The sequence below is a fragment of the Aquimarina sp. Aq107 genome (genome assembly GCF_943733665.1).
Classification (GTDB): Bacteria; Bacteroidota; Bacteroidia; order Flavobacteriales; family Flavobacteriaceae; genus Aquimarina.
The window spans coordinates 547,832-572,793 of the sequence record NZ_OX030782.1 but is presented as its reverse complement, the minus strand read 5'-3'; the positions used below and the strand labels follow the sequence as shown (position 1 = coordinate 572,793).

Sequence of the window (24,962 nt, the reverse complement as noted above, 5' to 3'; positions counted from 1 at the left end):
AATACTCGGGATACATTTATTTACTTATACTCTACGTCTTTTTGGAGGACGACAACCGTTATGAGGCATTGGAGTTACATCAATAATTTCTGAAACTTCAATTCCTGAGTTATGGATAGAACGTATTGCAGATTCTCTTCCATTTCCAGGACCTTTAACGTATACCTTTACTTTCTTTAGTCCAGCTTCGATAGCTACTTTCGCAGCATCTTCTGCAGCTAATTGCGCAGCATAAGGAGTGTTCTTTTTAGAACCTCTGAATCCCATTTTTCCAGCTGAAGACCAAGAAATTACGTCTCCTTTTTTATTTGTTAACGAAACAATAATGTTGTTAAAAGATGCTGTTACATGTGCTTCTCCTACTGACTCAACAATTACTTTACGTTTTTTTGAAGTTGACTTTGCCATACTACTTATTATTTAGTTGCTTTTTTCTTGTTAGCAACTGTTTTTCTTCTTCCTTTACGTGTTCTAGAATTATTCTTAGTACGCTGTCCTCTAAGTGGTAAACCAGCTCTGTGACGAATACCTCTATAACATCCTATATCCATAAGACGTTTGATATTTAACTGTACTTCAGAACGTAATTCTCCTTCTATGGTATAGGCTCCTACAGCTTCACGAATACGACCAATCTGGTCATCATCCCAATCAGAAACTTTAATACTTTCATCTACTTTGGCAACGTCTAAAATTTCTTTAGCTCTACTTCTACCAATTCCGAAGATATAGGTTAATGCTATAACTCCTCGCTTTTGTTTAGGTATATCTACCCCTGCAATTCTTGCCATAATTACCCTTGTCTTTGTTTAAATCTAGGATTCTTTTTATTAATTACGTAAAGTCGGCCTTTTCTACGCACAATCTTGCACTCGGCACTTCTCTTTTTTATTGATGCTCTAACTTTCATCTCTTTGTGTTTAAATCCTGAAAATACTTATTAAGCATTTCAGAAGGTCTCGTTAACAAGATTTTCAGCCCGCAAAAGTACGTAAAAAATCTTAATTAACTAATATTCTTAAAATTATTAGTATCTGTATGTTATACGAGCCTTAGATAAATCATAAGGACTCATTTCTAACTTAACCTTATCTCCTGGTAATAATTTAATATAATGCATACGCATTTTACCCGAAATATGAGCTGTCACAACGTGACCATTCTCTAACTCTACTCGAAACATTGCATTTGATAATGCCTCGATTATACTTCCGTCTTGTTCTATTGCTGGTTGTTTTGCCATTTTATGCTACCGCTTTTCTATTTTTACCAGTTTTCATCAATCCATCATAATGTCTATTCAACAAATATGAATTAACCTGTTGCATTGTATCTATAGCAACTCCAACCATAATTAATAATGAAGTTCCTCCGAAGAACAATGCCCAACCTTGTTGAACACCTAAAAGCTTTACGGCTATTGCAGGAAAAACAGCAATTAGCGCTAGGAAAATAGATCCCGGTAATGTTATTTGTGACATTATCTTATCTAAATACTCAGCAGTCTCACTACCTGGTCTAATTCCAGGGATAAAACCACCGCTTCTTTTTAAATCGTCGGCCATCTTATTTGTTGGAACAGTTATCGCAGTATAGAAATATGTAAATATTATGATTAACAGTCCAAATAGTAAGTTATACCATAATCCAAAAATATCACTAAACGCAGCAGCTATTCCTTGAGAGGTTTCTGACTCAGAAAGGCCAGCCACAGCAGCAGGAATAAACATAATAGCTTGAGCAAATATAATTGGCATTACACCTGACGCATTCAACTTTAATGGAATATATTGTCTTGAACCAAAAACATTCTTTTCATATCCTCCACTAGCTGTTCTTCTAGCATACTGCACAGGAATCTGGCGAACGGCCATTACTAATAATACAGAAGCTAATATTATGACAAACCATATCACAAGTTCGATCAATACCATTATAATATCTCCACCTTCTCCAGAAGTTCTAGAAATAAAATTCTGAACAAACGACTGAGGTAAAGTAGCTATAATACCAACCATTATTAATAATGAAATACCATTACCAATACCTTTATCGGTAATCTTTTCACCTAACCACATAGCGAATATACATCCGGTAGTTAATATTATTACAGATGATACAACGAAAACAGTTTGACTTATCTCCGTACTGAAAGCAGCAGGAGGAAGTGTAGCGAATAAGTTATAAATATAACCAGGACCTTGAACCAAGGTAATTGCAATTGTTAACCAACGCGTAATCTGATTAATTTTCTTTCTTCCACTTTCTCCTTCTTTTTGTAGTTTTTGTAGATAAGGAATAGCTATTCCCATCAACTGAACAACAATAGAAGCAGATATATAAGGCATAATACCCAACGCAAATACAGAAGCATTAGCAAATGCTCCACCTGTAAACGCATTAAGTAATCCTAATAAACCATCCTGAGTTTGAGTACCCAAATTAGCTAATTCTGCCGCATCAACTCCAGGTAAAACTACCTGTGCTCCAAAACGATAAACTAAAAGCAACCCTAGTGTAACTAGAATTCTATTTTTCAGTTCTTCTATTTTCCAAATGTTTTTTATTGTATCAATAAATTTCATGAAATGTCTTTTATAAGGTTACTGCTTCACCACCTGCTGCTTCTATAGCTGCTTTTGCAGTGGCTGTAAATTTATGAGCTGTGACTTTTAATTTAGCCTTTAACTCACCTCTTCCCAGTATCTTAACTAAATCATTCTTTCCTGCAAGACGCGTATTTAATAACACGTCAAGATCAACTGTGTCAGTTATTTTACCAGCATCAACTAACTTCTGTAACGTATCTAGGTTTATCCCTTGATACTCTTTTCTATTGATATTAGTGAAACCAAATTTTGGCACACGTCTTTGAAGAGGCATTTGCCCTCCTTCAAATCCTATCTTTCTAGAGTATCCAGAACGAGATTTCGCTCCTTTATGACCACGAGCAGCAGTTCCACCTTTTCCGGAACCCTGACCACGACCTAATCGCTTACTGTTATTTTTTACTGAACCTGCAGCAGGTTTTAAGTTACTTAAATCCATGTGCTTATATTATTTTGTTTCTACAGAAACTAAATGTTTAACTTTATTTACCATCCCAAGGATATTAGGAGTGTCATCATGCTCAACAACCTGACCGATCTTTTTAAGACCTAAAGCCTCCAGAGTTCTCTTTTGTCTCTGAGTACGGTTAATCGCGCTTTTTACTTTAGTTATTTTAATCTTTGCCATCGTTCCTATATTTATCCTTTAAACACTTTTTCAAGTGAAACACCACGTTGTTTTGCTACTTGCTCTGCACTACGCATTTGCAATAAGGCATCAAACGTTGCTTTCACCACATTGTGTGGGTTAGACGATCCTTGATTTTTAGAAAGTACATCGTGAACACCTACAGATTCTAATACTGCACGGATAGCTCCACCAGCAATAACCCCTGTACCAGTTGCAGCAGGCATTAATAATACTCTTGCTCCACCGTACTTACCTTTTTGTTCGTGAGGTAATGTTCCTTTAGTTAACGGTATACGAACTAAATTTTTCTTAGCATCTTCCACTGCTTTTGCAATAGCTTCAGCAACTTCTTTAGACTTACCTAAACCGTGACCAACAACACCGTTTTCATCTCCTACAACTACAATAGCAGAGAATCCAAATGCTCTACCACCCTTAGTTACTTTAGTAACACGTTGTACTCCAACTAAACGATCTTTTAATTCAAGTCCACTTGGTTTTACTAATTCTGCGTTTTTATATTTTTGATACATAATTTCTTAGAATTTAAGTCCTGCTTCTCTAGCTCCTTCAGCCAATGATTTTACTCTTCCGTGATATAAATATCCTCCTCTATCAAATGATACAGTATCTATACCAGCTTTCTTAGCTTTTTCAGCAAGGGCTTTACCTACCAAGCTTGCCTTTTCTGCTTTATTACCTGATGCAGCAGCAATATCTTTATCTCTTGAAGAAGCTGAACCGATAGTCTTACCGGTAACATCATCTATGATTTGAGCATAGATTTCTTTATTACTTCTAAAAACAGATAATCTAGGACGTTGTTCTGTTCCGCTTACTTTACCGCGGATTCGCTTTCTGATTTTTAATCTTCTTAAATCTTTTGAGAATGCCATAACTTCGTTATTATGCAGATTTACCTGCTTTTCTTCTTAATTGTTCTCCTACGAATTTAACTCCTTTACCTTTGTAAGGTTCTGGCTTACGGAAACCTCTAATTTTAGCTGCTACCTGCCCCACTAATTGTTTATCATGGGAAGTTAATTTTACGATCGGGTTTTTACCTTTTTCTGATATAGTCTCTATTTTCACTTCTGGAGCAACATCTAAAACGATATTGTGAGAGAAACCTAAAGCTAAATCTAATTTTTGTCCTTGATTAGAAGCTCTATAACCTACTCCAACCAATTCCAATTCTTTAGTAAAACCTTCAGAAACACCTTGAACCATATTATTAATCAAAGCTCTGTACAAACCATGCTTTGCTTTATGATCCTTAGCTTCCGTAGGTCTTTCTAGAACAACCTGACCTTCTTCTACTTTCACATTGATAGCATCTATCTCCTGTGTAAGTTCACCTAATTTTCCTTTAACAGTAACAACATTACCTGTCACTTCTACAGTGACACCAGACGGAATAGTTACTGGATTTTTTCCTATTCTTGACATTTCTTTTGTCTTTTATACTGTTAATATACGTAACAAAGTACTTCACCACCCACATTATCCTGCTTAGCCTGTTTACCAGTCATCACACCGTGAGAAGTAGAAACAATCGCAATACCTAATCCATTAAGAATTCTTGGTATCTCGCTAGATCCTGCATATTTACGTAGACCAGGCTTACTGATTCTTTGTAATTCTTTTATTACAGGTTCTTTGGTTAGTTTATCGTATTTAAGAGCTATCTTAATACTACCTTGTGTCGTATTATCTTCAAATTTATAACTTAAAATATATCCTTGATCGAATAATATTTTAGTGATCTCTTTTTTAACCTTTGATGCAGGAATCTCAACAACTCTATGTTGAGCACTATTTGCATTACGTATTCTAGTTAAATAATCTGCTATAGGATCTGTATTCATTGTATATAATTTATGATCTTGGTTTTCGGCTAGTATAGCCAAACCTTAGACCAATTAATTTTTTATTATTACCAACTAGCTTTAGTTACTCCTGGAATTAACCCTTGATTAGCCATCTCTCTGAATGTTACACGAGAAATTCCAAACTGACGCATATATCCTTTTGGTCTTCCTGTTAACTTACAACGATTATGCATACGGATTGGAGATGCATTCTTTGGGAGCTTTTGTAATGCTTCATAATCACCAGCTTCTTTTAAAGCTTTACGTTTTTCAGCATATTTAGCAACTGTTTTTGCTCTCTTCACCTCACGGGCTTTCATTGATTCTTTAGCCATAATTAATTCTTTTTAAAAGGTAACCCTAGTTCTGTTAACAATGATTTTGCTTCTTTATCTGTTCCTGCAGAAGTTTCAAAAGTAATATTCATTCCTGAAATCTTATTCACTTTGTCGATATCAATTTCCGGAAAAATAATCTGTTCAGTAATTCCTAAAGAATAATTACCTCTACCATCAAAACCAGTAGCATTAATTCCATTAAAGTCACGTACACGTGGCAAAGCTGAAGTAATTAAACGATCTAAAAACTCATACATTCTTTCTCCTCTTAACGTAACCTTAGCACCAATAGGCATTCCTTTACGTAACTTAAAAGTTGCAACATCCTTTTTAGAAATTGTAGCTACTGCTTTTTGACCTGTGATCATTGTTAATTCATCTACGGCGTAGTCAATTAACTTCTTATCTGCTACAGCTGCACCAACACCTCTACTTAAAACTATTTTTTTAAGCTTAGGCACTTCCATTACATTACCATAACTGAATTCTTCTGTAAGAGTAGACACTACTCTGTCCTTATACTCTTGTTTTAGTCTTGGGATATAAGCCATAACTATATTACTTCATTAGATTTTTTAGAAAATCTCACTTTCTTATCTCCTTCTACTCTATATCCTACTCTAGTTGCATCCCCATTAGCGGTTAACAATGTTAAGTTAGAAATATGAATAGCTGCTTCTTGCTTCACTATACCACCTTGTGGATTAGCTGCACTAGGCTTTTGGTGTTTAGACACAAGGTTAACACCTTCTACTATTGCCTTGTTCTTATCTTTCAATACCTTCTGTACAGTTCCCTGTTGACCTTTGTTGTCCCCAGCGATAACTTTTACAGTATCTCCTGATTTAATTTTTAGCTTTGTCATCTTTGCTATACTATTAAAGCACTTCTGGCGCTAGTGATACAATCTTCATGAACTGTTTGTCACGAAGTTCTCTTGCAACAGGACCAAAAACACGGGTTCCTCTCATTTCTCCAGCAGGGTTCAAAAGAACACAAGCATTATCATCAAAACGAATATAAGAACCATCTGGTCTGCGCACTTCTTTTTTGGTACGAACTACAACTGCAGTAGAAACTGCTCCTTTTTTAATGTTTCCATTAGGAGTTGCTTCTTTAACACTGACAACGATCTTGTCTCCTACAGAGGCGTATCTTCTTTTTGTACCACCTAAAACACGGATAACTAAAACTTCTTTACCACCTGTGTTGTCTGCTACTTTTAATCTAGACTCTTGTTGTACCATAATTACTTCGCTCTTTCAATTACTTCTACTAATCTCCAGCATTTGGTTCTACTCATAGGTCTTGTTTCCATGATCTTTACAGTATCACCAATATTGCAGTCATTTTTCTCGTCGTGTGCAACGTATTTTTTCGTTTTTAACACGAACTTTCCGTACATCGGGTGTTTTACTTTTTTTACTTCAGCAACTACAATTGATTTTTGCATTTTGTTACTAGTAACTACACCTATACGCTCTTTTCTTAAGTTTCTTTTTTCCATCTTTCAGCAGAATTAACCGTTTAATTCTCTTTTAGTTAACTCAGTAGCCATTCTTGCAATAGATCTTCTCACTTTACGTAATTGTAAAGGGTTCTCTAATGGAGACATAGCGTGAGCCATTTTTAAATCTGAATACTCTTTACGAGATTTACCAAGCTCTTCTTGCAATTCAGCTGTAGACGATTCTTTTACTTGTGATTGTTTCATAGTCTCTTTTGAATTTTAACCTTGATAGGTTCTTGACACAATAAACTTAGTTTTTACTGGCAGCTTCTGTGCAGCTAAGCGTAATGCTTCTTTAGCTACATCATATGGCACACCACTGATCTCAAATAAGATTCTTCCAGGCTTTACAACTGCCGCCCAGTATTCTACAGCTCCTTTTCCTTTACCCATACGTACTTCAAGAGGTTTCTTTGTAATAGGCTTGTCTGGGAAAATTTTAATCCACAGAGATCCTTCTCTTTTCATATAACGAGTAGCAGAAATACGTGCTGCTTCTATCTGTCTAGCAGTAACAAAACTTGAATCTAATGATTTGATTCCGAAAGTTCCGTTAGAAAGTGTATGTCCTCTTTGAGAAAGACCTTTCATACGTCCTTTTTGTTGTTTACGGAATTTTGTTCTTTTAGGCTGTAACATTGTTAATTTACTTTAAAAAATTACTTTCTACGACGTGATTTATTATTACCACCTCGTCCGGCTCCTCTATCGCCTCCTTTTCCTTGTTTCTTAGAAAGACCAACTAAAGGAGAAAGCTCTCTCTTACCATATACTTCGCCTTTCATAATCCATACTTTTACACCTAATCTACCATAAGTAGTATGTGCCTCAACCAAAGCATAATCTATGTCAGCTCTAAATGTTGATAAAGGAATACGACCATCTTTATAAGACTCCGAACGTGCCATCTCAGCTCCGTTCAAACGTCCTGAAATCTGAATTTTGATACCTTCTGCATTCATTCTCATTGCAGCCGCAATAGCCATCTTAATTGCTCGACGGTAAGAGATACGACTCTCAATTTGTCTTGCAACACTAGATCCAACTAGAAATGCATCAAGTTCTGGTCTCTTAATCTCAAAGATATTGATCTGAACTTCTTTATCTGTAATTTTCTTAAGCTCTTCCTTTAACTTGTCTACCTCTTGACCACCTTTTCCGATAATTATACCAGGTCTAGCAGTAGTGATAGTAACGGTTACAAGTTTAAGCGTACGCTCAATAATTACTCTAGATACACTAGCTTTAGATAAACGTGCGTGTACGTACTTTCTAATCTTATCGTCTTCGGCAAGTTTATCACCGTAGTCATTACCTCCATACCAATTGGATTCCCATCCTCTGATGATACCAAGGCGATTTCCGATTGGATTTGTCTTCTGTCCCATACTATTTATATTAGCTTTGTGTATTATTTTTTGCTGCAACCACGATTGTAACGTGATTAGAGCGTTTTCTTATTCTGTGTGCACGACCCTGTGGAGCAGGACGTAGTCTTTTTAACATACTACCTCCGTCTACACGAATCTCTTTTACAAAAAGATCTGCCTCTTCGATGTTTGCGTCTTCATTCTTCGCTTGCCAGTTAGCTATCGCAGAAAGCAATAACTTTTCTAAACGACGAGATGCTTCTTTAGGATTAAATCTAAGAATATGAAGCGCTCTTTCAACTTTCTCACCACGTACCAAATCTGCTACTAAGCGCATCTTGCGAGGTGAAGTAGGACAGTTATTAAGCTTAGCAAAAGCAATCTGCTTTTTCTCTTCCTTAATTCTTTCTGCCATTTCTCTTTTACGAACTCCCATAGCTTAAATTATTTTTTACCTTTATTTTTAGCACCAGCGTGCCCTCTGAAAGAACGTGTTGGCGAAAATTCTCCTAGTTTATGACCTACCATATTCTCTGTAATATATACAGGAACAAATTGGCGACCATTATGCACTGCAATTGTCTGACCAACAAAATCCGGAGATATCATTGATGCTCTTGACCAAGTTTTTATCACAGTCTTTTTATTAGCCTCTACATTCGCAGCTACTTTTTTCTCTAACTTATAGTGAATGTAAGGTCCTTTTTTTAATGAACGTGCCATATCTTATTATTTCTTTCTACGTTCTACAATATACTTATTACTCGCTTTCGTCTTAGAACGGGTTCTAAATCCTTTAGCAGGAAGACCTTTTCTAGAACGAGGGTGACCTCCAGATGAACGACCTTCTCCACCACCCATTGGATGATCAACAGGGTTCATAGCTACTGGTCTTGTACGAGGACGACGACCTAACCATCTTCCTCTACCTGCTTTACCACCTACAACTAACTGATGATCACTGTTAGAGATAGCCCCTATAGAAGCCATACAATTAACTAACACCAATCTCACTTCTCCAGAAGGTAATTTTACAGTAGCAAACTTACCATCTCTAGCCATAAGCTGAGCAAACGAACCAGCACTACGTGCCATAACAGCACCTTGACCAGGACGTAATTCTATACAAGATATGATTGTACCTAATGGGATATCACTAAGCGGCATCGCGTTTCCTATTTCTGGAGCAACATTGCTTCCAGAAACAACATTCTGACCAACCTGTAGACCGTTTTGAGCTATAATATAACGCTTCTCACCATCTTGGTAATTTAGAAGCGCAATAAAAGCAGTTCTGTTTGGATCGTACTCTATTGTTGCTACGGTAGCAGGAATCCCCTGCTTATCACGTTTAAAATCAACAATACGATACCTTTTCTTATGACCACCACCTTTGTAGCGCATGGTCATTTTTCCTTGATTGTTTCTACCTCCAGATCTTTTTTTCGGAGCCAATAGGCTTTTTTCCGGCTTATCAGTAGTAATGGCATCATATCCATTAACTACTCTAAAACGCTGACCTGGGGTAATTGGTTTCAATTTTCTTACTGACATTTCTTAGTCTTAAAGATTACTATATAAATCAATTACATCACCTTCCGCCACCTGTACAATAGCCTTTTTAACAGCTTTTGTTTTACCAGTGACCATACCCGTTTTTGTATAACGAGTTTTACGGTCTGGACGGACATTAATAGTTCGAACTTTAGTAACAGATACTCCATAAGCAGCTTCAACTGCTTTCTTGATCTCTACCTTATTCGCTTTTTTATCAACTACAAAACCGTAGCGGTTATACACCTCACTATCAGCAGTAGCCTTTTCCGTAATAATAGGTTTTATTAAGATACTCATGGCTTCTATTTACTTAAATTCGTTTCAATTCCTTTCAAAGAACCTTCTAAAAACACAACATTCTTAGCATTAAGTATTTTGTAAGTACTTAATTCTGAGGAAGTTATAACTTCAGAACTTTTTAAATTGCGTGACGACAAATATACATTTTTATTTGACTCTCCCAACACAAATAAAGATTTTTTACCTTCAAGCCCTAAAGACTTTAAAACAGCAGTAAAATTCTTTGTTTTTATTGTATCAAAAGTAAAGTCTTCAACAACTGTAATAGCTTTGTCATTAGCCTTAATACTTAGTGCAGATTTCCGTGCTAACCTTTTTAAATTCTTATTCAATTTAAAAGAATAGTTACGAGGTCTAGGACCAAAAATTCTACCCCCACCTTTGAAGATAGGAGATTTAATACTACCTGCTCTCGCTGTACCAGTTCCTTTTTGCTTCTTTATCTTTCTTGTACTACCTACAATCTCAGCACGCTCCTTAGCCTTGTGAGTTCCTTGACGTTGATTAGCCAAATACTGCTTCACATCTAAGTATACAGCATGATCGTTTGGTTCTATACCGAAAACAGCATCAGAAAGGTCTACCTTTCTACCTGTTTCTTTTCCGTTAATATCAATTACTGCTACCTTCATTACTTCTGAATAGTTACATAAGCATTTTTATGTCCAGGAACACACCCTTTCACAACAAGTAGATTCTTTTCAGTAACTACTTTTAATACTTTTAAGTTTTGAACTTTTACTTTATCTCCACCCATTCTTCCTGCCATTCGCATTCCTTTGAATACTCTAGCTGGATAAGATGCCGCTCCAATCGAACCTGGAGCCCTTAAACGGTTATGTTGACCGTGAGTAGCCTGTCCAACACCGCCGAAACCATGTCTCTTAACAACTCCCTGAAAACCTTTACCTTTTGATGTACCAGACACATCTACAAACTCTCCTTCTACGAAGTGCTCTACTGTTATCGTATCACCTAATTTGTACTCCTCATCAAAACCTTGGAATTCGACAACTTCACGTTTAGCAACAGTTCCTGCTTTTTTAAAGTGACCTAAAGCCGCTTTTGTAGCATTTTTGTCTGCTTTGTCATCGAAACCTAGCTGAACAGCTTTGTAACCATCAACTTCTTCAGTTCTGACTTGGGTAACCACGCATGGTCCAGCTTCGATAACTGTACATGGAATATTCTTTCCATTTTCGTCGAAGATGCTGGTCATACCGATCTTTTTTCCTATTAACCCAGACATATTTATTAATTATTAATTAGTATTTTACTTATTATTTTGCAAAAAAACAGGGTCAAAATACTTCAACCCTGAATGTATTCTTTTGCCGTTTTTCCCTCGCACGCAGCTTGGGACATTTATCGTAAGATTTTCTTACTTAGAAGTATTATCAAACTTTAATTTCAACTTCAACTCCACTTGGTAATTCTAGCTTCATTAACGCATCAATTGTTTTTGAAGACGAGCTGTAAATATCCAAAAGTCTTTTATAAGAACTTAATTGAAACTGCTCTCTAGATTTTTTATTAACGTGCGGAGAACGCAATACTGTAAAAATCTTTTTATGTGTTGGTAATGGAATCGGGCCTGTAACCACAGCTCCAGTACTCTTAACGGTCTTAACAATCTTCTCTGCAGACTTATCCACCAAATTATGATCGTAAGATTTTAGTTTTATTCTAATTTTTTGACTCATTTCTGTAAAATTAAGCGTTAACTCCTTTTGCTGCTGCAATCACTTCTTCTGAAATATTAGAAGGAGTCTCAGCATAGTGAGAAAATTCCATAGTAGATGTTGCTCTACCAGATGACAATGTTCTTAACGTAGTAACATAACCAAACATTTCTGAAAGTGGCACAGTAGCTTTCACAGTTTTTGCACCAGCTCTATCACCCATATCACTAACTTGTCCTCTACGTCTGTTAAGGTCACCTACGATATCACCCATATTTTCTTCTGGAGTAATAACTTCTAATTTCATAATAGGCTCCATTATCACCGCTTTTGCAGCTTTTGCAGAATTTTTAAATCCTAACTTAGCCGCCAATTCAAATGATAATTGATCAGAATCCACATCATGATAAGAACCGTCTTTCAACGTTACTTTCATTGCATCAACTTCGTACCCAGCCAAAGGACCATTAGCCATAGCCATTTTAAATCCTTTCTCAATTGACGGTATAAATTCTTTAGGAACGTTACCACCTTTAATTGTTGATTCAAACTGAAGACCTACTTCACCCTCGCCTGCTGGTTCAATTGTAAATACAATATCTGCAAATTTACCACGACCACCAGACTGTTTTTTATAAACCTCTCTGTGATCTGCAGCCTGAGTAATAGCTTCCTTATACTCAACCTGTGGTTGACCTTGATTAACCTCTACTTTAAATTCACGCTTTAAACGATCAACAATAATATCCAAGTGAAGCTCACCCATTCCAGAAATAATTGTCTGTCCTGAAGCCTCATCTGTTCTCACTGTAAATGTAGGATCTTCTTCAGCAAGTTTTGCTAAAGACATACCTAATTTATCTACATCAGCTTTTGTCTTAGGCTCTACTGCAATACCAATTACCGGATCTGGGAAATCCATAGATTCCAGAACAATAGGATTCTTTTCATCAGTCATGGTATCACCAGTCTTGATATCCTTAAATCCTACAGCAGCACCAATATCACCTGCTTCAATAAAATCTATAGCATTCTGCTTATTAGAATGCATTTGATAAATACGTGAAATACGCTCTTTCTTACCAGAACGATTATTCAATATATACGAACCTGCATCTAAACGACCAGAATACGCTCGGAAAAATGCCAAACGACCCACAAAAGGATCTGTAGCAATTTTAAAAGCTAATGCCGCAAAAGGCTCCTTTACATCAGGTTTACGTGTTTCTTCTTGATCCGTGTTAGGGTTAATCCCTACAATACCTTCTTTATCTGTTGGAGAAGGTAAGTAACGACATACTGCATCTAATAAGAATTGAACTCCTTTATTCTTAAATGCAGATCCACAAATCATAGGAATGATAGACATATCCATTACAGCAGCCCTAAGAGCAGCATGTACTTCTTCCTCTGTTATAGAATCTTCATCCTCCATGAATTTTTCAAGAAGATTTTCATCATAAGCCGCAACCTCTTCTATAAGCTTACCTCTTAATTCAGCAGCTTCTTCTTTTAATTCTTCAGGAATATCTATGACATCAAAAGTAGATCCTTGTGTTTCATCATGCCAAACAATAGCACGGTTCTTTACTAAATCTACAATACCTTTAAAATCTGCTTCATCACCAATATTCATTACAATCGGCACAGCATTAGACCCCAACATATCTTTAACTTGCTGACAAACAGCCATAAAGTTAGATCCTTGACGGTCCATTTTATTTACAAACCCAATACGAGGTACTTTGTAATTATCAGCCAGTCTCCAGTTAGTTTCTGATTGAGGCTCTACACCATCAACAGCACTAAACAAAAACACTAACCCATCAAGTACACGTAATGAGCGATTTACTTCTACCGTAAAATCAACGTGTCCTGGAGTATCAATAATATTAAAGTGATATCCTTTAGTATCAGAAACTGCCTGACCATTTTCTGTAGGGAACTTCCACTCACAAGTGGTTGCAGCAGAAGTAATAGTAATACCCCTTTCCTGCTCTTGCTCCATCCAGTCCATTGTTGCAGCTCCATCGTGCACCTCACCAATCTTATGACTCACCCCAGTATAATACAAAATACGTTCGGTAGTCGTAGTTTTTCCTGCGTCAATGTGCGCAGCAATTCCTATATTTCTTGTATATTTTAAATCTCTAGCCATTTCTGTTCGTGATTAAAATCTAAAGTGTGAGAATGCTTTATTTGCTTCAGCCATCTTGTGAGTATCTACTCTTTTCTTAACCGCAGCTCCTTCTTCTTTTTCTGCTGCAATTATCTCAGCAGCAAGTTTCTGAGCCATAGACTTTTCATTTCTCTTACGAGAAAATTGAATCAACCACTTCATAGCAGTAGATATTTTTCTGTCAGGTCTAATTGGGTTAGGAATTTGGAAGGTAGCCCCTCCAACACGACGACTTCTTACCTCTACATGTGGCATTACGTTAGACAACGCATCTTTCCACATCTCTAAAGCGGTTTTTTCTTCGTTCTGTTTTTTCTCCTCTACGATATCAATAGCATCATAGAAAATTTTGAAAGCAACCGATTTTTTCCCGTCCCACATCATCATGTTTACAAAACGAGTCACTAATTGATCGTTAAAACGTGGATCCGGCAAAATAGGTCTTTTTTTAGCCTTTCTTTTTCTCATGTCTTCTTCTTAAAGTTTTTTAATTACTTCTTAGGGCGTTTTGCACCATACTTAGATCTACGTTGCGTTCTTCCTTCTACACCTGCGGTGTCCAAAGCTCCACGTACAATGTGATATCTAACTCCTGGTAAATCTTTTACCCTTCCACCTCTAACTAATACTATCGAGTGCTCCTGTAGATTGTGACCTTCACCTCCGATGTATGCGTTTACTTCCTTACCATTAGTTAACCTAACACGAGCTACTTTACGCATAGCTGAATTTGGTTTTTTTGGTGTAGTAGTATAAACACGCGTACAAACACCACGGCGTTGCGGGCACGAATCCAAAGCAGCCGATTTACTCTTCTTAGTTATTTTGGCTCTACCTTTTCTTACTAATTGTGAAATTGTTGGCATAATTTGCTTTACACTATTATTAAAATATTTTTAATTACCTCTTTTATGAGGGCTGCAAAGGTAGAAATATTTTTTATCAATTCAAATCCTAATGCATTAATTTTCAAATAGATTTAAAATGATATTGTCTAACCGTAAGAAATCCCTGTATTTTCCGTTATTTTAGCGATATTAAAAAGAAAATTGAAAACTCATTCGCTATACATCCTCGTCCTTATTATAATTATACATTCGTTTTGTAGCGCACAAAATCCAACTCTAAACCTAAGCATTATAGGAAAAGACTCTCTAGAAACACAAAAAATAGATAGCACCCAATACACCAAATCCTTTAAAAACTTTCTAGATTTAAAAGCGGAGATAACAAAAACTCAAAAGAGACTATTAGAATCAGGATATTTAGACTCTCAACTACTAGATCTAAAAAAAACATCTGACTCCACATTTAGAGGTGTTTTCGAATTAAACAAAAAATACAAGACAATAAAAATCGAATACAACAAAGAATCTATACCCCGTAATATTTTAGAACAAATATCTTCAGAAATTACAGAAAAACACTTCTCGATACCATTAAAAGACACAGAAAAAACAATTCAATTCCTAACAAACTTCCTCGTAGATCAAGGAAATACATTTAGCAGCTTATCACTAACAGAAATTACAAAACATAAAAAAGAAGAGATATCCGCAAAACTAATAAGTTCAAAAAGTGACACTAGAAAAATAGATGACATAATAGTCAAAGGATACACTAAATTCCCTTTTTCTTACTTAAAACACAATAGCAGAATACGCAAAGGAGCAATTTTTAAAAAGAATGATGTTTTAAAAAAATCCCTAACCATTGACAACCTAGGTTTTGCCAAAAATATTAAAGCACCAGAAGTTCTATTTGAAAAAGACTCAACAAAAGTATACTTGTACTTAGAAAAGAAGTCAGCAAACAATTTTGATGGTTTTCTTGGATTCTCAACGGATACTGAATCCGGAAACCTAGAACTCAATGGATACCTAAACCTAAATCTTATCAACAATTTAAATTTTGGAGAAAGACTAAATCTAATCTACAAAAGTGACGGGAATGAACAACAAAGGTTTCAAGCTAACATTACACTACCCTACATTCTTAAAACACCAATTGGAATTGAGGCAGGCCTAGAAATATTTAAAAAAGATTCCAGCTTTTTGATAACCGAACAAAACATCAATCTGAACTACCTAATCAGTGATAAAAATAAAATATGGCTAGGATATTCCTCAGTTTCTTCAAACAACCTCCTTGACAACCCCTTACCATCACTTAATATCAACGATTACAACTCATCATTTTTCGGAGTCGGCTTTAACCACTCTAGAAGACAAAACAAAAGTTTATTTCCAATCAAAAATTTTTATCATATTGAAATTGAATTTGGATCAAGAAAAACTGACAACACTAATTTAAATCAAACAAAAGGAACTCTTAGCCTTGGTTCAATTTTTGAATTAAACCAAAGAAACTCTATATTAATAAAAAACACCGCTTCAGCTATTTTTTCTGACAATTTATTTACAAATGAACTTTTTAGATTTGGAGGTATTAATTCAATTCGAGGATTCGAAGAAAATAGCATCAACGCCTCCCTTTTTAATGCTCTAAACACCGAGTACCAATACATACTATCCCCCAACTTATATATTCATTCTATTATAGATTATTCTTATTTTGAGAACGAAACCAACAAAATATCAGACAACCTTACAAGTTTTGGGATAGGCCTTGGTTTAAACACACAAACTGGCTTATTTAAAATAATTTTCGCAAACGGAAAAAGCAGTGATTCCAACTTCAAATTCTCCAACACAAAGGTCCATATAAGCCTAAATGCATCATTTTAACACCCTCCTTCCATAAAAAAAACACAAAAATCAATAATCAAAAAAAACTTATTTACCCCTTAGATCGTACATTTTTCGGTTTACACCAAAACTCAATCTACCTCAGAGCACTAAAGGGCTCCGAAACAAAAAAAGCAATAAATTCATTATCCCAAAACCAAAACAAAAAACAACACATAATACTCTCAAAACAAAAGCCTTACAATCTTTCAAAAAAAAACATGCACTCTGTTTTTAATACCAAAATCACCACACTAAAATAACATGTAAAACTCTTGATAAAAAAGTAAAAACAACACACTACAACGTTATAGTAGGATTTCACATTATATTAACCAGACGTGAACAATAATTTAATTTTTAACTAAATAAAAGTTGTTTAATTAAGATATTATTATGATTTTTGGCATTGGCTAATTCAAATAAATTATAAAATGAGAACAAAGTTTAGAGGAATTCTAACGCTATTGCTGGCGTTTGTAGTGCAACTAACGTTTGCACAAGAAAAAACGATCTCAGGTAATGTAACCGACAATAGTGGGTTACCTCTGCCAGGGGTAAATATCGTTGTAAAGGGTACTAGTAAGGGTACGCAATCTGATTTTGATGGTAATTATACCATTCAAGTAAACAGAGGAGCAGTACTTTCATTTAGCTACCTTGGATTTACAACAAAAGAAGTTGTTGTTGGAGACAGCGATGCCATCAGCGTTCAGCTGAGTGAGGATGCTGCGACTTTAGAAGAAGTTGTAGTAACAGCTCAAGGTATCAAAAGAGAAAGAAAATCATTAGGTTATGCTATATCTACTGTAGCTTCAGATGATATTCAAGAACAATCAAGTGCTGACCTTGGTAGAATTCTATCTGGTGAAGCAGCTGGTTTAAACATTACTTCAACTAATGGTACAGCAGGTTCTGGTACAAATATTATTATTCGTGGTCTATCTACGATTTCCGGAAGTAACCAGCCATTATTCATTGTTGATGGTGTGCCATTTGCTAATAACACCAACCAACAGAATGCATTCTTTAATAATGTTACTGAATCAAGTAGATTTTTGGATATAGATCCAAATAACATTGAAAGTGTAAACGTTCTTAAAGGTCTTAGTGCTTCTGTACTTTATGGACAAGAAGGTAGAAACGGGGTAATCCTTATAACTACAAAAACTGGATCTGCTAAATCATCTAATAAGAAATTTGAGGTTACTTTTTCACAATCATTATTTGCTGAGGAGGCTGTATTACCAGATTATCAGGATGAATATGGTGGTGGTTTCCATCAAAACTTTGGTTTCTTCTTTAGTAACTGGGGACCAAGTTTTAATAGAGATATAAGCTCTAACTCTTTATACAGAAGCGGTGCACCTGGAAATAGCTTTGTTGCAAATCCATTATCACAGCTTGCTGATCAAACTTTAGTAACTGGGTTTGAAGATATCGCTGCATCTGAATATGCATACAGACCTTACGATAGTGTTGATCAATTTTTCAAGACTGGTTTTATCTCAAATACTTCTATTGGATTAAGTGGAGGTAACGAAAATGCTTCTTTTAGTGCAAACTATAGTTATTTTGACCAAGACAGTTTTACTCCTGGAAACCAACTAACAAGAAATAATGTTGGTTTTGGTGGAAAAGCAAAATTGAGTAATAAACTTACTTTTCAAGGAACTGCAAATTACACAAACTCTCGTTTAAAAACACCACCAATTGCAGCTTCTGCTGGTAGTGGTACTATTGGTAACGGTAGTTCTGTTTTTGGAGATATTTTATATACACCTAGAAGTGTTGATTTATTTGGATTACCTTTCCAATCACAGGATGGAAGAAGTGTATACTATAGATCTGGTAATGATATTCAGAATCCATTATGGACAATTGCAAATGCTAAAGTAACACAGGAAACTGACAATATTTTTGGATCTGCTAGTCTTACTTATGGTTTTAATGACAACTACTCTCTAACATATAGAGCAGGTTTAAATACATTTACTGAATTTAACACCAACGGTCAAAATAAAGGTGGTGTTGATGGTGATGTAACTGGATTCTACAGAACTATTCAGGTTAGAAATACTGTTTTTGATAACAGTTTAATCCTTAACGGTTATGAGCAATTAAATGAAAACTTAGGTTTAACATTTATCGCTGGTCTTAATACAAGAAGAAACACATATCAACAAGAAGGTACTTTAAGTACACAACAGTTAGCCTTTGGAGTTTTAGAACACTATAACTTCGTAAATCAATCAACTAATGATATTGATTTAGGTCAACTTGGATTTGAGTTTGAAGATAATACAATTGGTGTTTATGCTGACGTAAGTCTTGATTATAAGAGTTACCTATTCTTTAACGGTGTAATCAGAAATGACTGGTTCTCTACACTAGAACAAAATAACAATTCTATTTTCTATCCTGGAGCTAGTATTTCTTTAATTGCAACAGATGCTATTCCTGGATTACAAGGAGATATGTTTAACTATTTAAAAGCTAGAGTTGCATATGGAGAATCTGCTGGTGCTCCAGGCGCATTTAGTACTAGAAATACTTTAGGACTTAATTCTAGAGCTTTTGTTGATAGTCAAGGAAATGTAATTTCTAGTAACTCAGTTTCTAATGTATTAGGAAATGCTGACTTAAAGCCAGAAAGATTCCAAGAATTTGAAGTTGGTATTGAAACACGTTTTATCAATAATAGAGTAGGGTTAAACGTTAGTTTATTTAAAAGAACTACTGAAGACCTAATCACTAACCAAGCCTTAGATCCTGCTTCTGGATTTACATCTAAGACAGTGAATCTTGGTCAGTCTGAAAATGAAGGAATCGAGGTTGATTTTGATATTACTCCTTGGAAAAATGAGAACTTTAAATGGTTAATTAATGGTAATTTCTATGCTGACGAAAATGTAGTAACTGAAATACCAACTGATCAAATTGCACTTACTGCATCAATTGGAGGTAGACCAGCTAACTATGCTATTGCAGGAGAAGCATTTGGTATCCTTCAAGGTACAGCTCTTCAAAGAGACGCTGACGGTAATCCTATCGTAGGAAGTGATGGTTTATACTTAGCTACTACTGATATCGAAATTATTGGAGATCCTAATCCAGATTGGACTGGTACAATAAAAAATACTTTCTCTTATAAAGGATTTAAATTTTCTTTTGACTTTCAATATAGACATGGTGGAGACATCTTTTCTCAAACAGCTTCTACTCTAGTAGGTAGAGGAGTTGTAGATTCTGACAACCCAATTGATCGTAGAGGAGCTTACATATTACCAGGTGTATTACAAGACGGAACTCCAAACAATATTCCAATTACGGCGACTAATGTTTTCTTCAGTAACTTTGGATTTGGACCAAACGAATCTCAAATATATGATGGAACTACGTTAAGATTAAATGAAGTTAGTTTAAGTTATGATTTTAAGAAGGAATTCTTAAGCAAAACTCCTTTCGGATCTTTGTCTGTAACTTTACTTGGATCTAACTTATGGTATAAAGCGTTTAACTTTCCAGATGACGTGAATTTTGACACTAACACTCTAAGTACAGGAGTAGGAAATGGACAAGGTATTGACTTTATAACAGGTCCTAGTTCTAGAAGATATGGTCTTAGTTTTAGAGCTACGTTCTAATTTTATTTAATACAAAAATGATAAATATGAAAAATAATATATACAAAATTTTATTCCTTCTGGCTGTAGCTTTGGGATTTAATTCTTGTGAAACAACCGAACTAGAGATTCTGGAAAGTCCAAACGTACTTAGACCAGATCAGGCAGATATTGACTTTTTTCTTAATGCTATTCAAATAAGTGGATCCACTTTCTTTGAAGGGATTACAGAAGAAGGAATGGAAGTTACACGAATACTTCACCAATTTGGCCCTACATATGATAATGGTTATGGACCGGGACAGTTAGACGGACCATATACTACTGCATACGCAGGTATTTTGGCTGATATGAGAGCTATGCAACCGTTAGCTGAAGAAAGTGGTCTTTATACGCACATAGGTATGGGACAAATAATTGAAGCTTATGCAATCTCAACTTTAGTAGATTACTTAGGTGATATTCCTTATAGTGAAGCAGTTTTAGGATTAGAAAATGAAAATCCAAATTTAGAAAGTGGTCAAGTAATTTATGATCAAATGTTTACTTTACTTGATGAGGCAATTGCTAATCTTAACTTAACACCAAGTTTTGAGCCTGCAGTTGATCTTTACTATAATGGGGACAAATCTCTATGGATTCGTTTTGCAAATACTTTAAAGTTGAAGTTATACTTACAAACACGTTTAGTAAATGCTGCAGCTTCTACAGCTGGAATTAACAGTATTATTGCTAGTGGTGATTATATAGTTTCTTCTGATCAAGACTTCGAATTTAAATATTCTGCTGTTGATGCTAACCCAGATAGTAGACATCCTATTTTCGCAAGAAATTTTGATAACGGTGTTGCTGACTATCAATCTAACTCTTATATGGACTTATTATTAAATGATAAATCCATTGCTGATCCAAGAATCAGATATTACTTCTATAGAAATAGAGGAAATGCTTCTACAGATCCAAATGCATTGCCTTGTATCGTAGAAAGTGCTCCTGCACATTATCCTGCTGGAGAAGTTTTCTGTGTTGCTGCTTCTGGTTACAACGGTAGAGATCATCACGATAATGATGGTATTCCACCAGATGAAAATGATAGATGTGACTGGGGAGTGTATCCTATTGGAGCTAGATTTGACGATAGTAGCTTTGATGGAACAAACGATAGAACTGTTGGTGCACAAGGAGCTGGTATATCTCCAATTATGCTAAGTTCTTATGTTGATTTCATGTTAGCTGAGTCTGCTTTAGAATTAGGAACTACAGGTGATGCTAGAACATATCTTGCTGATGGTATGGCTAAGTCATTTGATAAAGTAATGAACTTTAGAGCTGATCTTACTGATGCTTCGGTTGCTCCGACACCAGCTGATGTTACAGATTACATTGACGAAGTACTAGCGAATTATGACGCTGCTGCTGATGATGATGCAAGATTAGAAATCATTGTTACGGAATACTTTATTGCCTTGTTTGGTAATGGTATTGAAGCGTATAATACGTATAGAAGAACTGGAAAACCAGAAAACCTACAGCCATCTTTGTTAGCTAACCCAGGTGTATTTATAAGATCTTTCTTATATCCTAGTTCATTAGTTGACAGAAACAACAATGTAGAGCAAAAAGCTAATCAGGCTATCCCTGTTTTCTGGGACACAAATCCAGAAGGATTTGTTGACTAATAAAAAATTAAAAATTCTTATAAAATGAAAAATTTCTTTAAAATATTTTTAGTAGTTCTTACTACTACGGTATTTTTCTCTTGTGAAGACGATGAGAAGAATAGAATAACTGATACCGTTGATGCCCCTTGGGTATATTTTGAAAGCATTGATTCTCCAGTAATTGATGTTACAAATATTGAAGGTTCTGCATTTGAAGCTCAATTGGTTGCTCCTTTTGATAACATAGCATCCTATGAAATCAGAGTAAATAGAAACGGAGGAGATTTTTTTCCTCTAAGAACTATCACTGATTTCCCTTCGGATCTTTCAGTTTCAGCCGCTGACCTAGCTACTGCTTTAGGTATTACAGTTCCAGATTTAGGTCCTGGTGATCAATTTGACTTTTTTGTAAAAATCACAGATAACGACGGTGTTGTTTTTGATGGTGAAGATGAGTTACAATTTTTAGGAGACATTAGTAATCCTGGATTAGCTCAAGCATTAACATACACAACATTCATTTCTTGTCCTTTTGTAACTGCAGATGCTGTAGGAACATATACTATCACAAATGATGTATGGGGTTACGAAGCTGGAGGTTCTGACGGTCAATTCGAAATGATTGCTGGTCCAGAAGACAACCAGTTAATTATGGTAAACCCATTTGAGCACGTGAACCCAGCAACTGGTGAGCAAGACTATAATGTTGTTATCAATGTAGACCCTAATACAGGTATAGCTACTATTGACAGACAAGAAGCTTGGCATTGTGATAATTTTGGATGTCCTTACGGACAAGGTTTCATCGAAACAAGAGCGACAGGATTCTTATTCTCTTGTACAGGAACGCTTAACATCACAGCTAGAGCAAGTGTTGGAATTGGTGGTTGGTCTCCAGCTGCTTTTGTTGCAACAAGAAACTAAATATATATTATACGACTTCTTGTAATAATACAATAAGTAATAAAATAATTAGTGTTAACATCCCGATGAAATTTCATCGGGATGTTTCTTTATATAACTATCTTTGTAAGATATGAAAAATGAATCTTTAATCTTTGGTATAAGAGCCATTATAGAAGCTATTAACTCTGGCAAAACAATAGATAAACTTTTTATTCAAAAAGGGCTACAAGGAGAATTAGCTAAAGATCTAATGGGTCTTTTGAAAAAACAGAGAATCAATTTTTCTCTCGTACCTATTGAAAAATTAAATAGATTAACTCGAAAAAATCATCAAGGCGTTGTAGCATATATTGCTCCTATTGAATTTCATGATTTAGAAAACCTAACACTTAAAGTTATTGAATCTGGAGAAACTCCCCTCTTCCTGATTCTCGACCAACTATCTGATGTTAGAAATTTTGGAGCAATCATAAGGACTGCAGAATGTACGGGAGTACATGGTATTATTATTCAAAAAAAAGGTGGTGCCCCGGTTAGCGCCGATACAGTTAAAACTTCGGCTGGCGCTATTTTTAAAATTCCAATTTGTAAAGTAGATCATATTAAAGATGCTATGTTTTTTCTACAGGCTTCAGGCATTCAAATAGTAGCAGCAACAGAAAAAGCTTCTGATAAAATTTACGATATCAACTTATCAATTCCTACCGCTATAGTAATGGGTAGTGAAGGTAAAGGAATATCAAATTCTGTTTTAAAAATAGCAGATTATATGGCAAAATTACCTATGTATGGTGAAATAGGTTCATTGAATGTCTCTGTAGCTTGTGGTGTTTTTTTATATGAATCTATAAGACAAAGATTATAACCATACAATACAAAAAATCATATCATATCACGTATGTGTTATTCATCATTAGGTTTATAATCATAAATAACTTCTATATCTCCTTCTAATTCTTCTTCAGAAGGCTTTTCTATAAAGTTTCCATTTTCATCAAAATGTCTTAAAAATTCATCATCCTCAGGATTATAATCTGGTAATTCCCAAGAGTATTTCTTTGGTTTTGCCACGCCTCTTTTAATCAAAAAAGCCAATATAGAGCCTACTAGTAAACCAGACAAATGACCTTCCCAGGATATTTTTGGATCCACCGGTAAAATATACCATATCATACTACCATAAATAAAAACAACAATAAAAGATAATGCAATTAACCTAAAATGTTTCGCTAATATTCCTTTAAAAAAAAGAAAACCAAAAAGCATATAAATCACCCCACTAACGCCTATATGATTTGCCTGTCTTCCTAACAACCAAGTCAGACAACCAGTGAAGATTACACCAAGAAACAGTACTCTCCAAGCATTATTAGAATAAAAAAAGAAAAGTCCCATAGATAATATTAGCAACGGTAACGTATTATGCCATAAATGTGATAAATCTCCATGAATAAATGGAGAAAAAACAATACCTCTTAAGCCTTTTAAATCCCTGGGATAAATACCAAAATTATTAAAATCGAAACCAAATCTTACTTCAAACCAAAATACTAACCATATTATTAAAACAAATAATATTGGATATCCCACAACGCCAGTAGCAAACTTAAAATGATTCTCTTTATTCATAATACACTAATTGACAAAAAAGTATCCAAAACATCAAAATATGCTAAATTGTCAGAAACTCAGAATTTTAATTACCTAAGTTACAGCTTAAATATTACCAAATAAGCTAACAAGACTGCTTTATAAAACTCAGGCACATTATACATCATCAATGAAAACTAAACGTCTATTGGGTTTGTTCTTTTTTTGTTAGTATATTGCAACATAACCGTTTATGTTTTTTTTAATTATAAATAAAATCTCTTAAACAGTTTTCCAACAACCTATACTCTTAAAATTAATATAAAAAACTGACAATCTTTTTTAAAGGAAAGGCTAGGCTATATTCAAAACATAACAAGATTAA

35 protein-coding genes are annotated in these 24,962 nt (G+C 35.1%); 5 read left to right on the top strand and 30 right to left on the bottom strand.

Going from position 1 to position 24,962, the window contains the following annotated elements; genetic code table 11:
• Positions 1 to 24 precede the first annotated feature (24 nt).
• From rpsK to rpsL, 29 genes are all read right to left on the bottom strand, one after another.
• Positions 25 to 408 (bottom strand): 30S ribosomal protein S11, encoded by a 384-nt coding sequence (rpsK, locus tag NMK29_RS02250; protein ID WP_027392532.1) that lies wholly within the window; start codon positions 406 to 408, stop codon positions 25 to 27.
• Between the two features lie 8 nt (positions 409 to 416).
• Positions 417 to 791: a 30S ribosomal protein S13 gene (rpsM, locus tag NMK29_RS02245; RefSeq protein WP_027392533.1), complete on the bottom strand. Its 375-nt coding sequence runs from the start codon at positions 789 to 791 to the stop codon at positions 417 to 419.
• Between the two features lie 2 nt (positions 792 to 793).
• Positions 794 to 910: a type B 50S ribosomal protein L36 gene (gene ykgO / locus NMK29_RS02240; RefSeq protein WP_013621733.1), complete on the bottom strand. Its 117-nt coding sequence runs from the start codon at positions 908 to 910 to the stop codon at positions 794 to 796.
• A 117-nt stretch (positions 911 to 1,027) separates the two neighbouring features.
• The gene (infA, locus tag NMK29_RS02235) at positions 1,028 to 1,243 is read right to left on the bottom strand and encodes a translation initiation factor IF-1 (protein WP_010181908.1); all 216 of its coding nucleotides are present in this window, start codon (positions 1,241 to 1,243) and stop codon (positions 1,028 to 1,030) included.
• Between the two features lies 1 nt (position 1,244).
• Positions 1,245 to 2,585 (bottom strand): preprotein translocase subunit SecY, encoded by a 1,341-nt coding sequence (gene secY, locus NMK29_RS02230; protein WP_027392534.1) that lies wholly within the window; start codon positions 2,583 to 2,585, stop codon positions 1,245 to 1,247.
• 10 nt (positions 2,586 to 2,595) lie between these two features.
• On the bottom strand, positions 2,596 to 3,048 hold the full coding sequence (rplO, locus tag NMK29_RS02225; protein WP_027392535.1) for a 50S ribosomal protein L15: 453 nt from the start codon (positions 3,046 to 3,048) through the stop codon (positions 2,596 to 2,598).
• Between the two features lie 9 nt (positions 3,049 to 3,057).
• Positions 3,058 to 3,237: a 50S ribosomal protein L30 gene (gene rpmD, locus NMK29_RS02220; RefSeq protein WP_027392536.1), complete on the bottom strand. Its 180-nt coding sequence runs from the start codon at positions 3,235 to 3,237 to the stop codon at positions 3,058 to 3,060.
• 11 nt (positions 3,238 to 3,248) lie between these two features.
• Positions 3,249 to 3,773 carry a 30S ribosomal protein S5 gene (gene rpsE / locus NMK29_RS02215; RefSeq protein WP_027392537.1) on the bottom strand — a complete coding sequence of 175 codons (525 nt, stop codon included), beginning with the start codon at positions 3,771 to 3,773 and terminating at the stop codon, positions 3,249 to 3,251.
• A 6-nt stretch (positions 3,774 to 3,779) separates the two neighbouring features.
• Entirely contained in the window at positions 3,780 to 4,136 is a 357-nt protein-coding gene (gene rplR, locus NMK29_RS02210; protein WP_108802988.1) for a 50S ribosomal protein L18, read from the bottom strand.
• Between the two features lie 10 nt (positions 4,137 to 4,146).
• Positions 4,147 to 4,689, bottom strand: coding sequence for a 50S ribosomal protein L6 (rplF, locus tag NMK29_RS02205; protein ID WP_027392539.1), 543 nt, complete (start codon positions 4,687 to 4,689; stop codon positions 4,147 to 4,149).
• A 20-nt stretch (positions 4,690 to 4,709) separates the two neighbouring features.
• Entirely contained in the window at positions 4,710 to 5,108 is a 399-nt protein-coding gene (rpsH, locus tag NMK29_RS02200) for a 30S ribosomal protein S8 (RefSeq protein ID WP_108803006.1), read from the bottom strand.
• A gap of 68 nt (positions 5,109 to 5,176) precedes the next feature.
• Positions 5,177 to 5,446 carry a 30S ribosomal protein S14 gene (gene rpsN, locus NMK29_RS02195; RefSeq protein WP_010181917.1) on the bottom strand — a complete coding sequence of 90 codons (270 nt, stop codon included), beginning with the start codon at positions 5,444 to 5,446 and terminating at the stop codon, positions 5,177 to 5,179.
• Positions 5,447 to 5,448: 2 nt separating this feature from the next.
• Positions 5,449 to 6,000 carry a 50S ribosomal protein L5 gene (gene rplE / locus NMK29_RS02190; protein ID WP_027392541.1) on the bottom strand — a complete coding sequence of 184 codons (552 nt, stop codon included), beginning with the start codon at positions 5,998 to 6,000 and terminating at the stop codon, positions 5,449 to 5,451.
• Positions 6,001 to 6,002: 2 nt separating this feature from the next.
• On the bottom strand, positions 6,003 to 6,314 hold the full coding sequence (rplX, locus tag NMK29_RS02185; protein ID WP_027392542.1) for a 50S ribosomal protein L24: 312 nt from the start codon (positions 6,312 to 6,314) through the stop codon (positions 6,003 to 6,005).
• Positions 6,315 to 6,327: 13 nt separating this feature from the next.
• Entirely contained in the window at positions 6,328 to 6,696 is a 369-nt protein-coding gene (gene rplN / locus NMK29_RS02180) for a 50S ribosomal protein L14 (protein ID WP_027392543.1), read from the bottom strand.
• A 2-nt stretch (positions 6,697 to 6,698) separates the two neighbouring features.
• Entirely contained in the window at positions 6,699 to 6,956 is a 258-nt protein-coding gene (rpsQ, locus tag NMK29_RS02175; RefSeq protein ID WP_027392544.1) for a 30S ribosomal protein S17, read from the bottom strand.
• 12 nt (positions 6,957 to 6,968) lie between these two features.
• Positions 6,969 to 7,163 carry a 50S ribosomal protein L29 gene (rpmC, locus tag NMK29_RS02170; RefSeq protein WP_027392545.1) on the bottom strand — a complete coding sequence of 65 codons (195 nt, stop codon included), beginning with the start codon at positions 7,161 to 7,163 and terminating at the stop codon, positions 6,969 to 6,971.
• A gap of 15 nt (positions 7,164 to 7,178) precedes the next feature.
• Positions 7,179 to 7,598, bottom strand: a complete 420-nt coding sequence (gene rplP / locus NMK29_RS02165; protein WP_027392546.1) for a 50S ribosomal protein L16 — start codon at positions 7,596 to 7,598, stop codon at positions 7,179 to 7,181.
• 20 nt (positions 7,599 to 7,618) lie between these two features.
• Positions 7,619 to 8,347: a 30S ribosomal protein S3 gene (gene rpsC / locus NMK29_RS02160; RefSeq protein WP_027392547.1), complete on the bottom strand. Its 729-nt coding sequence runs from the start codon at positions 8,345 to 8,347 to the stop codon at positions 7,619 to 7,621.
• 10 nt (positions 8,348 to 8,357) lie between these two features.
• Positions 8,358 to 8,765 (bottom strand): 50S ribosomal protein L22, encoded by a 408-nt coding sequence (rplV, locus tag NMK29_RS02155; protein ID WP_027392548.1) that lies wholly within the window; start codon positions 8,763 to 8,765, stop codon positions 8,358 to 8,360.
• Positions 8,766 to 8,773: 8 nt separating this feature from the next.
• Complete coding sequence (gene rpsS, locus NMK29_RS02150; protein ID WP_027392549.1) at positions 8,774 to 9,052, bottom strand: 30S ribosomal protein S19; 279 nt, start codon at positions 9,050 to 9,052, stop codon at positions 8,774 to 8,776.
• A 6-nt stretch (positions 9,053 to 9,058) separates the two neighbouring features.
• Positions 9,059 to 9,883: a 50S ribosomal protein L2 gene (gene rplB, locus NMK29_RS02145; protein WP_027392550.1), complete on the bottom strand. Its 825-nt coding sequence runs from the start codon at positions 9,881 to 9,883 to the stop codon at positions 9,059 to 9,061.
• Positions 9,884 to 9,892: 9 nt separating this feature from the next.
• Positions 9,893 to 10,183, bottom strand: a complete 291-nt coding sequence (gene rplW / locus NMK29_RS02140; RefSeq protein WP_108802987.1) for a 50S ribosomal protein L23 — start codon at positions 10,181 to 10,183, stop codon at positions 9,893 to 9,895.
• Between the two features lie 5 nt (positions 10,184 to 10,188).
• On the bottom strand, positions 10,189 to 10,818 hold the full coding sequence (rplD, locus tag NMK29_RS02135) for a 50S ribosomal protein L4 (protein ID WP_108802986.1): 630 nt from the start codon (positions 10,816 to 10,818) through the stop codon (positions 10,189 to 10,191).
• Positions 10,818 to 11,435, bottom strand: coding sequence for a 50S ribosomal protein L3 (gene rplC / locus NMK29_RS02130; RefSeq protein WP_027392553.1), 618 nt, complete (start codon positions 11,433 to 11,435; stop codon positions 10,818 to 10,820). Before rplC ends, rplD begins: the two co-directional genes overlap by 1 nt.
• 148 nt (positions 11,436 to 11,583) lie before the next feature.
• Positions 11,584 to 11,889, bottom strand: coding sequence for a 30S ribosomal protein S10 (gene rpsJ / locus NMK29_RS02125; RefSeq protein WP_010181931.1), 306 nt, complete (start codon positions 11,887 to 11,889; stop codon positions 11,584 to 11,586).
• A 10-nt stretch (positions 11,890 to 11,899) separates the two neighbouring features.
• A complete protein-coding gene (fusA, locus tag NMK29_RS02120; protein WP_108802985.1) occupies positions 11,900 to 14,026 on the bottom strand; it encodes an elongation factor G in 2,127 nt (708 codons plus the stop codon).
• A gap of 12 nt (positions 14,027 to 14,038) precedes the next feature.
• Positions 14,039 to 14,515, bottom strand: coding sequence for a 30S ribosomal protein S7 (rpsG, locus tag NMK29_RS02115; protein WP_027392555.1), 477 nt, complete (start codon positions 14,513 to 14,515; stop codon positions 14,039 to 14,041).
• Between the two features lie 23 nt (positions 14,516 to 14,538).
• Positions 14,539 to 14,913: a 30S ribosomal protein S12 gene (rpsL, locus tag NMK29_RS02110; RefSeq protein WP_024770883.1), complete on the bottom strand. Its 375-nt coding sequence runs from the start codon at positions 14,911 to 14,913 to the stop codon at positions 14,539 to 14,541.
• Positions 14,914 to 15,096: 183 nt separating this feature from the next.
• Between rpsL and NMK29_RS02105 the strand changes: the two genes are divergently transcribed.
• The 5 genes from NMK29_RS02105 (at position 15,097) to rlmB (ending at position 23,852) form a co-directional block, all read left to right on the top strand.
• Positions 15,097 to 16,794 carry a ShlB/FhaC/HecB family hemolysin secretion/activation protein gene (locus NMK29_RS02105; RefSeq protein WP_108802984.1) on the top strand — a complete coding sequence of 566 codons (1,698 nt, stop codon included), beginning with the start codon at positions 15,097 to 15,099 and terminating at the stop codon, positions 16,792 to 16,794.
• 434 nt (positions 16,795 to 17,228) lie between these two features.
• Entirely contained in the window at positions 17,229 to 20,441 is a 3,213-nt protein-coding gene (locus NMK29_RS02100; RefSeq protein WP_108802983.1) for a SusC/RagA family TonB-linked outer membrane protein, read from the top strand.
• A 26-nt stretch (positions 20,442 to 20,467) separates the two neighbouring features.
• Complete coding sequence (locus NMK29_RS02095) at positions 20,468 to 22,099, top strand: SusD/RagB family nutrient-binding outer membrane lipoprotein (protein WP_159092182.1); 1,632 nt, start codon at positions 20,468 to 20,470, stop codon at positions 22,097 to 22,099.
• Positions 22,100 to 22,123: 24 nt separating this feature from the next.
• Entirely contained in the window at positions 22,124 to 23,005 is an 882-nt protein-coding gene (locus tag NMK29_RS02090) for a hypothetical protein (protein WP_108802981.1), read from the top strand.
• Positions 23,006 to 23,117: 112 nt separating this feature from the next.
• Positions 23,118 to 23,852, top strand: coding sequence for a 23S rRNA (guanosine(2251)-2'-O)-methyltransferase RlmB (gene rlmB, locus NMK29_RS02085; RefSeq protein ID WP_108802980.1), 735 nt, complete (start codon positions 23,118 to 23,120; stop codon positions 23,850 to 23,852).
• A 38-nt stretch (positions 23,853 to 23,890) separates the two neighbouring features.
• Here rlmB and NMK29_RS02080 read toward each other — a convergent pair whose 3' ends face one another.
• On the bottom strand, positions 23,891 to 24,616 hold the full coding sequence (locus NMK29_RS02080) for a rhomboid family intramembrane serine protease (protein ID WP_108802979.1): 726 nt from the start codon (positions 24,614 to 24,616) through the stop codon (positions 23,891 to 23,893).
• Positions 24,617 to 24,962: the final 346 nt, after the last annotated feature.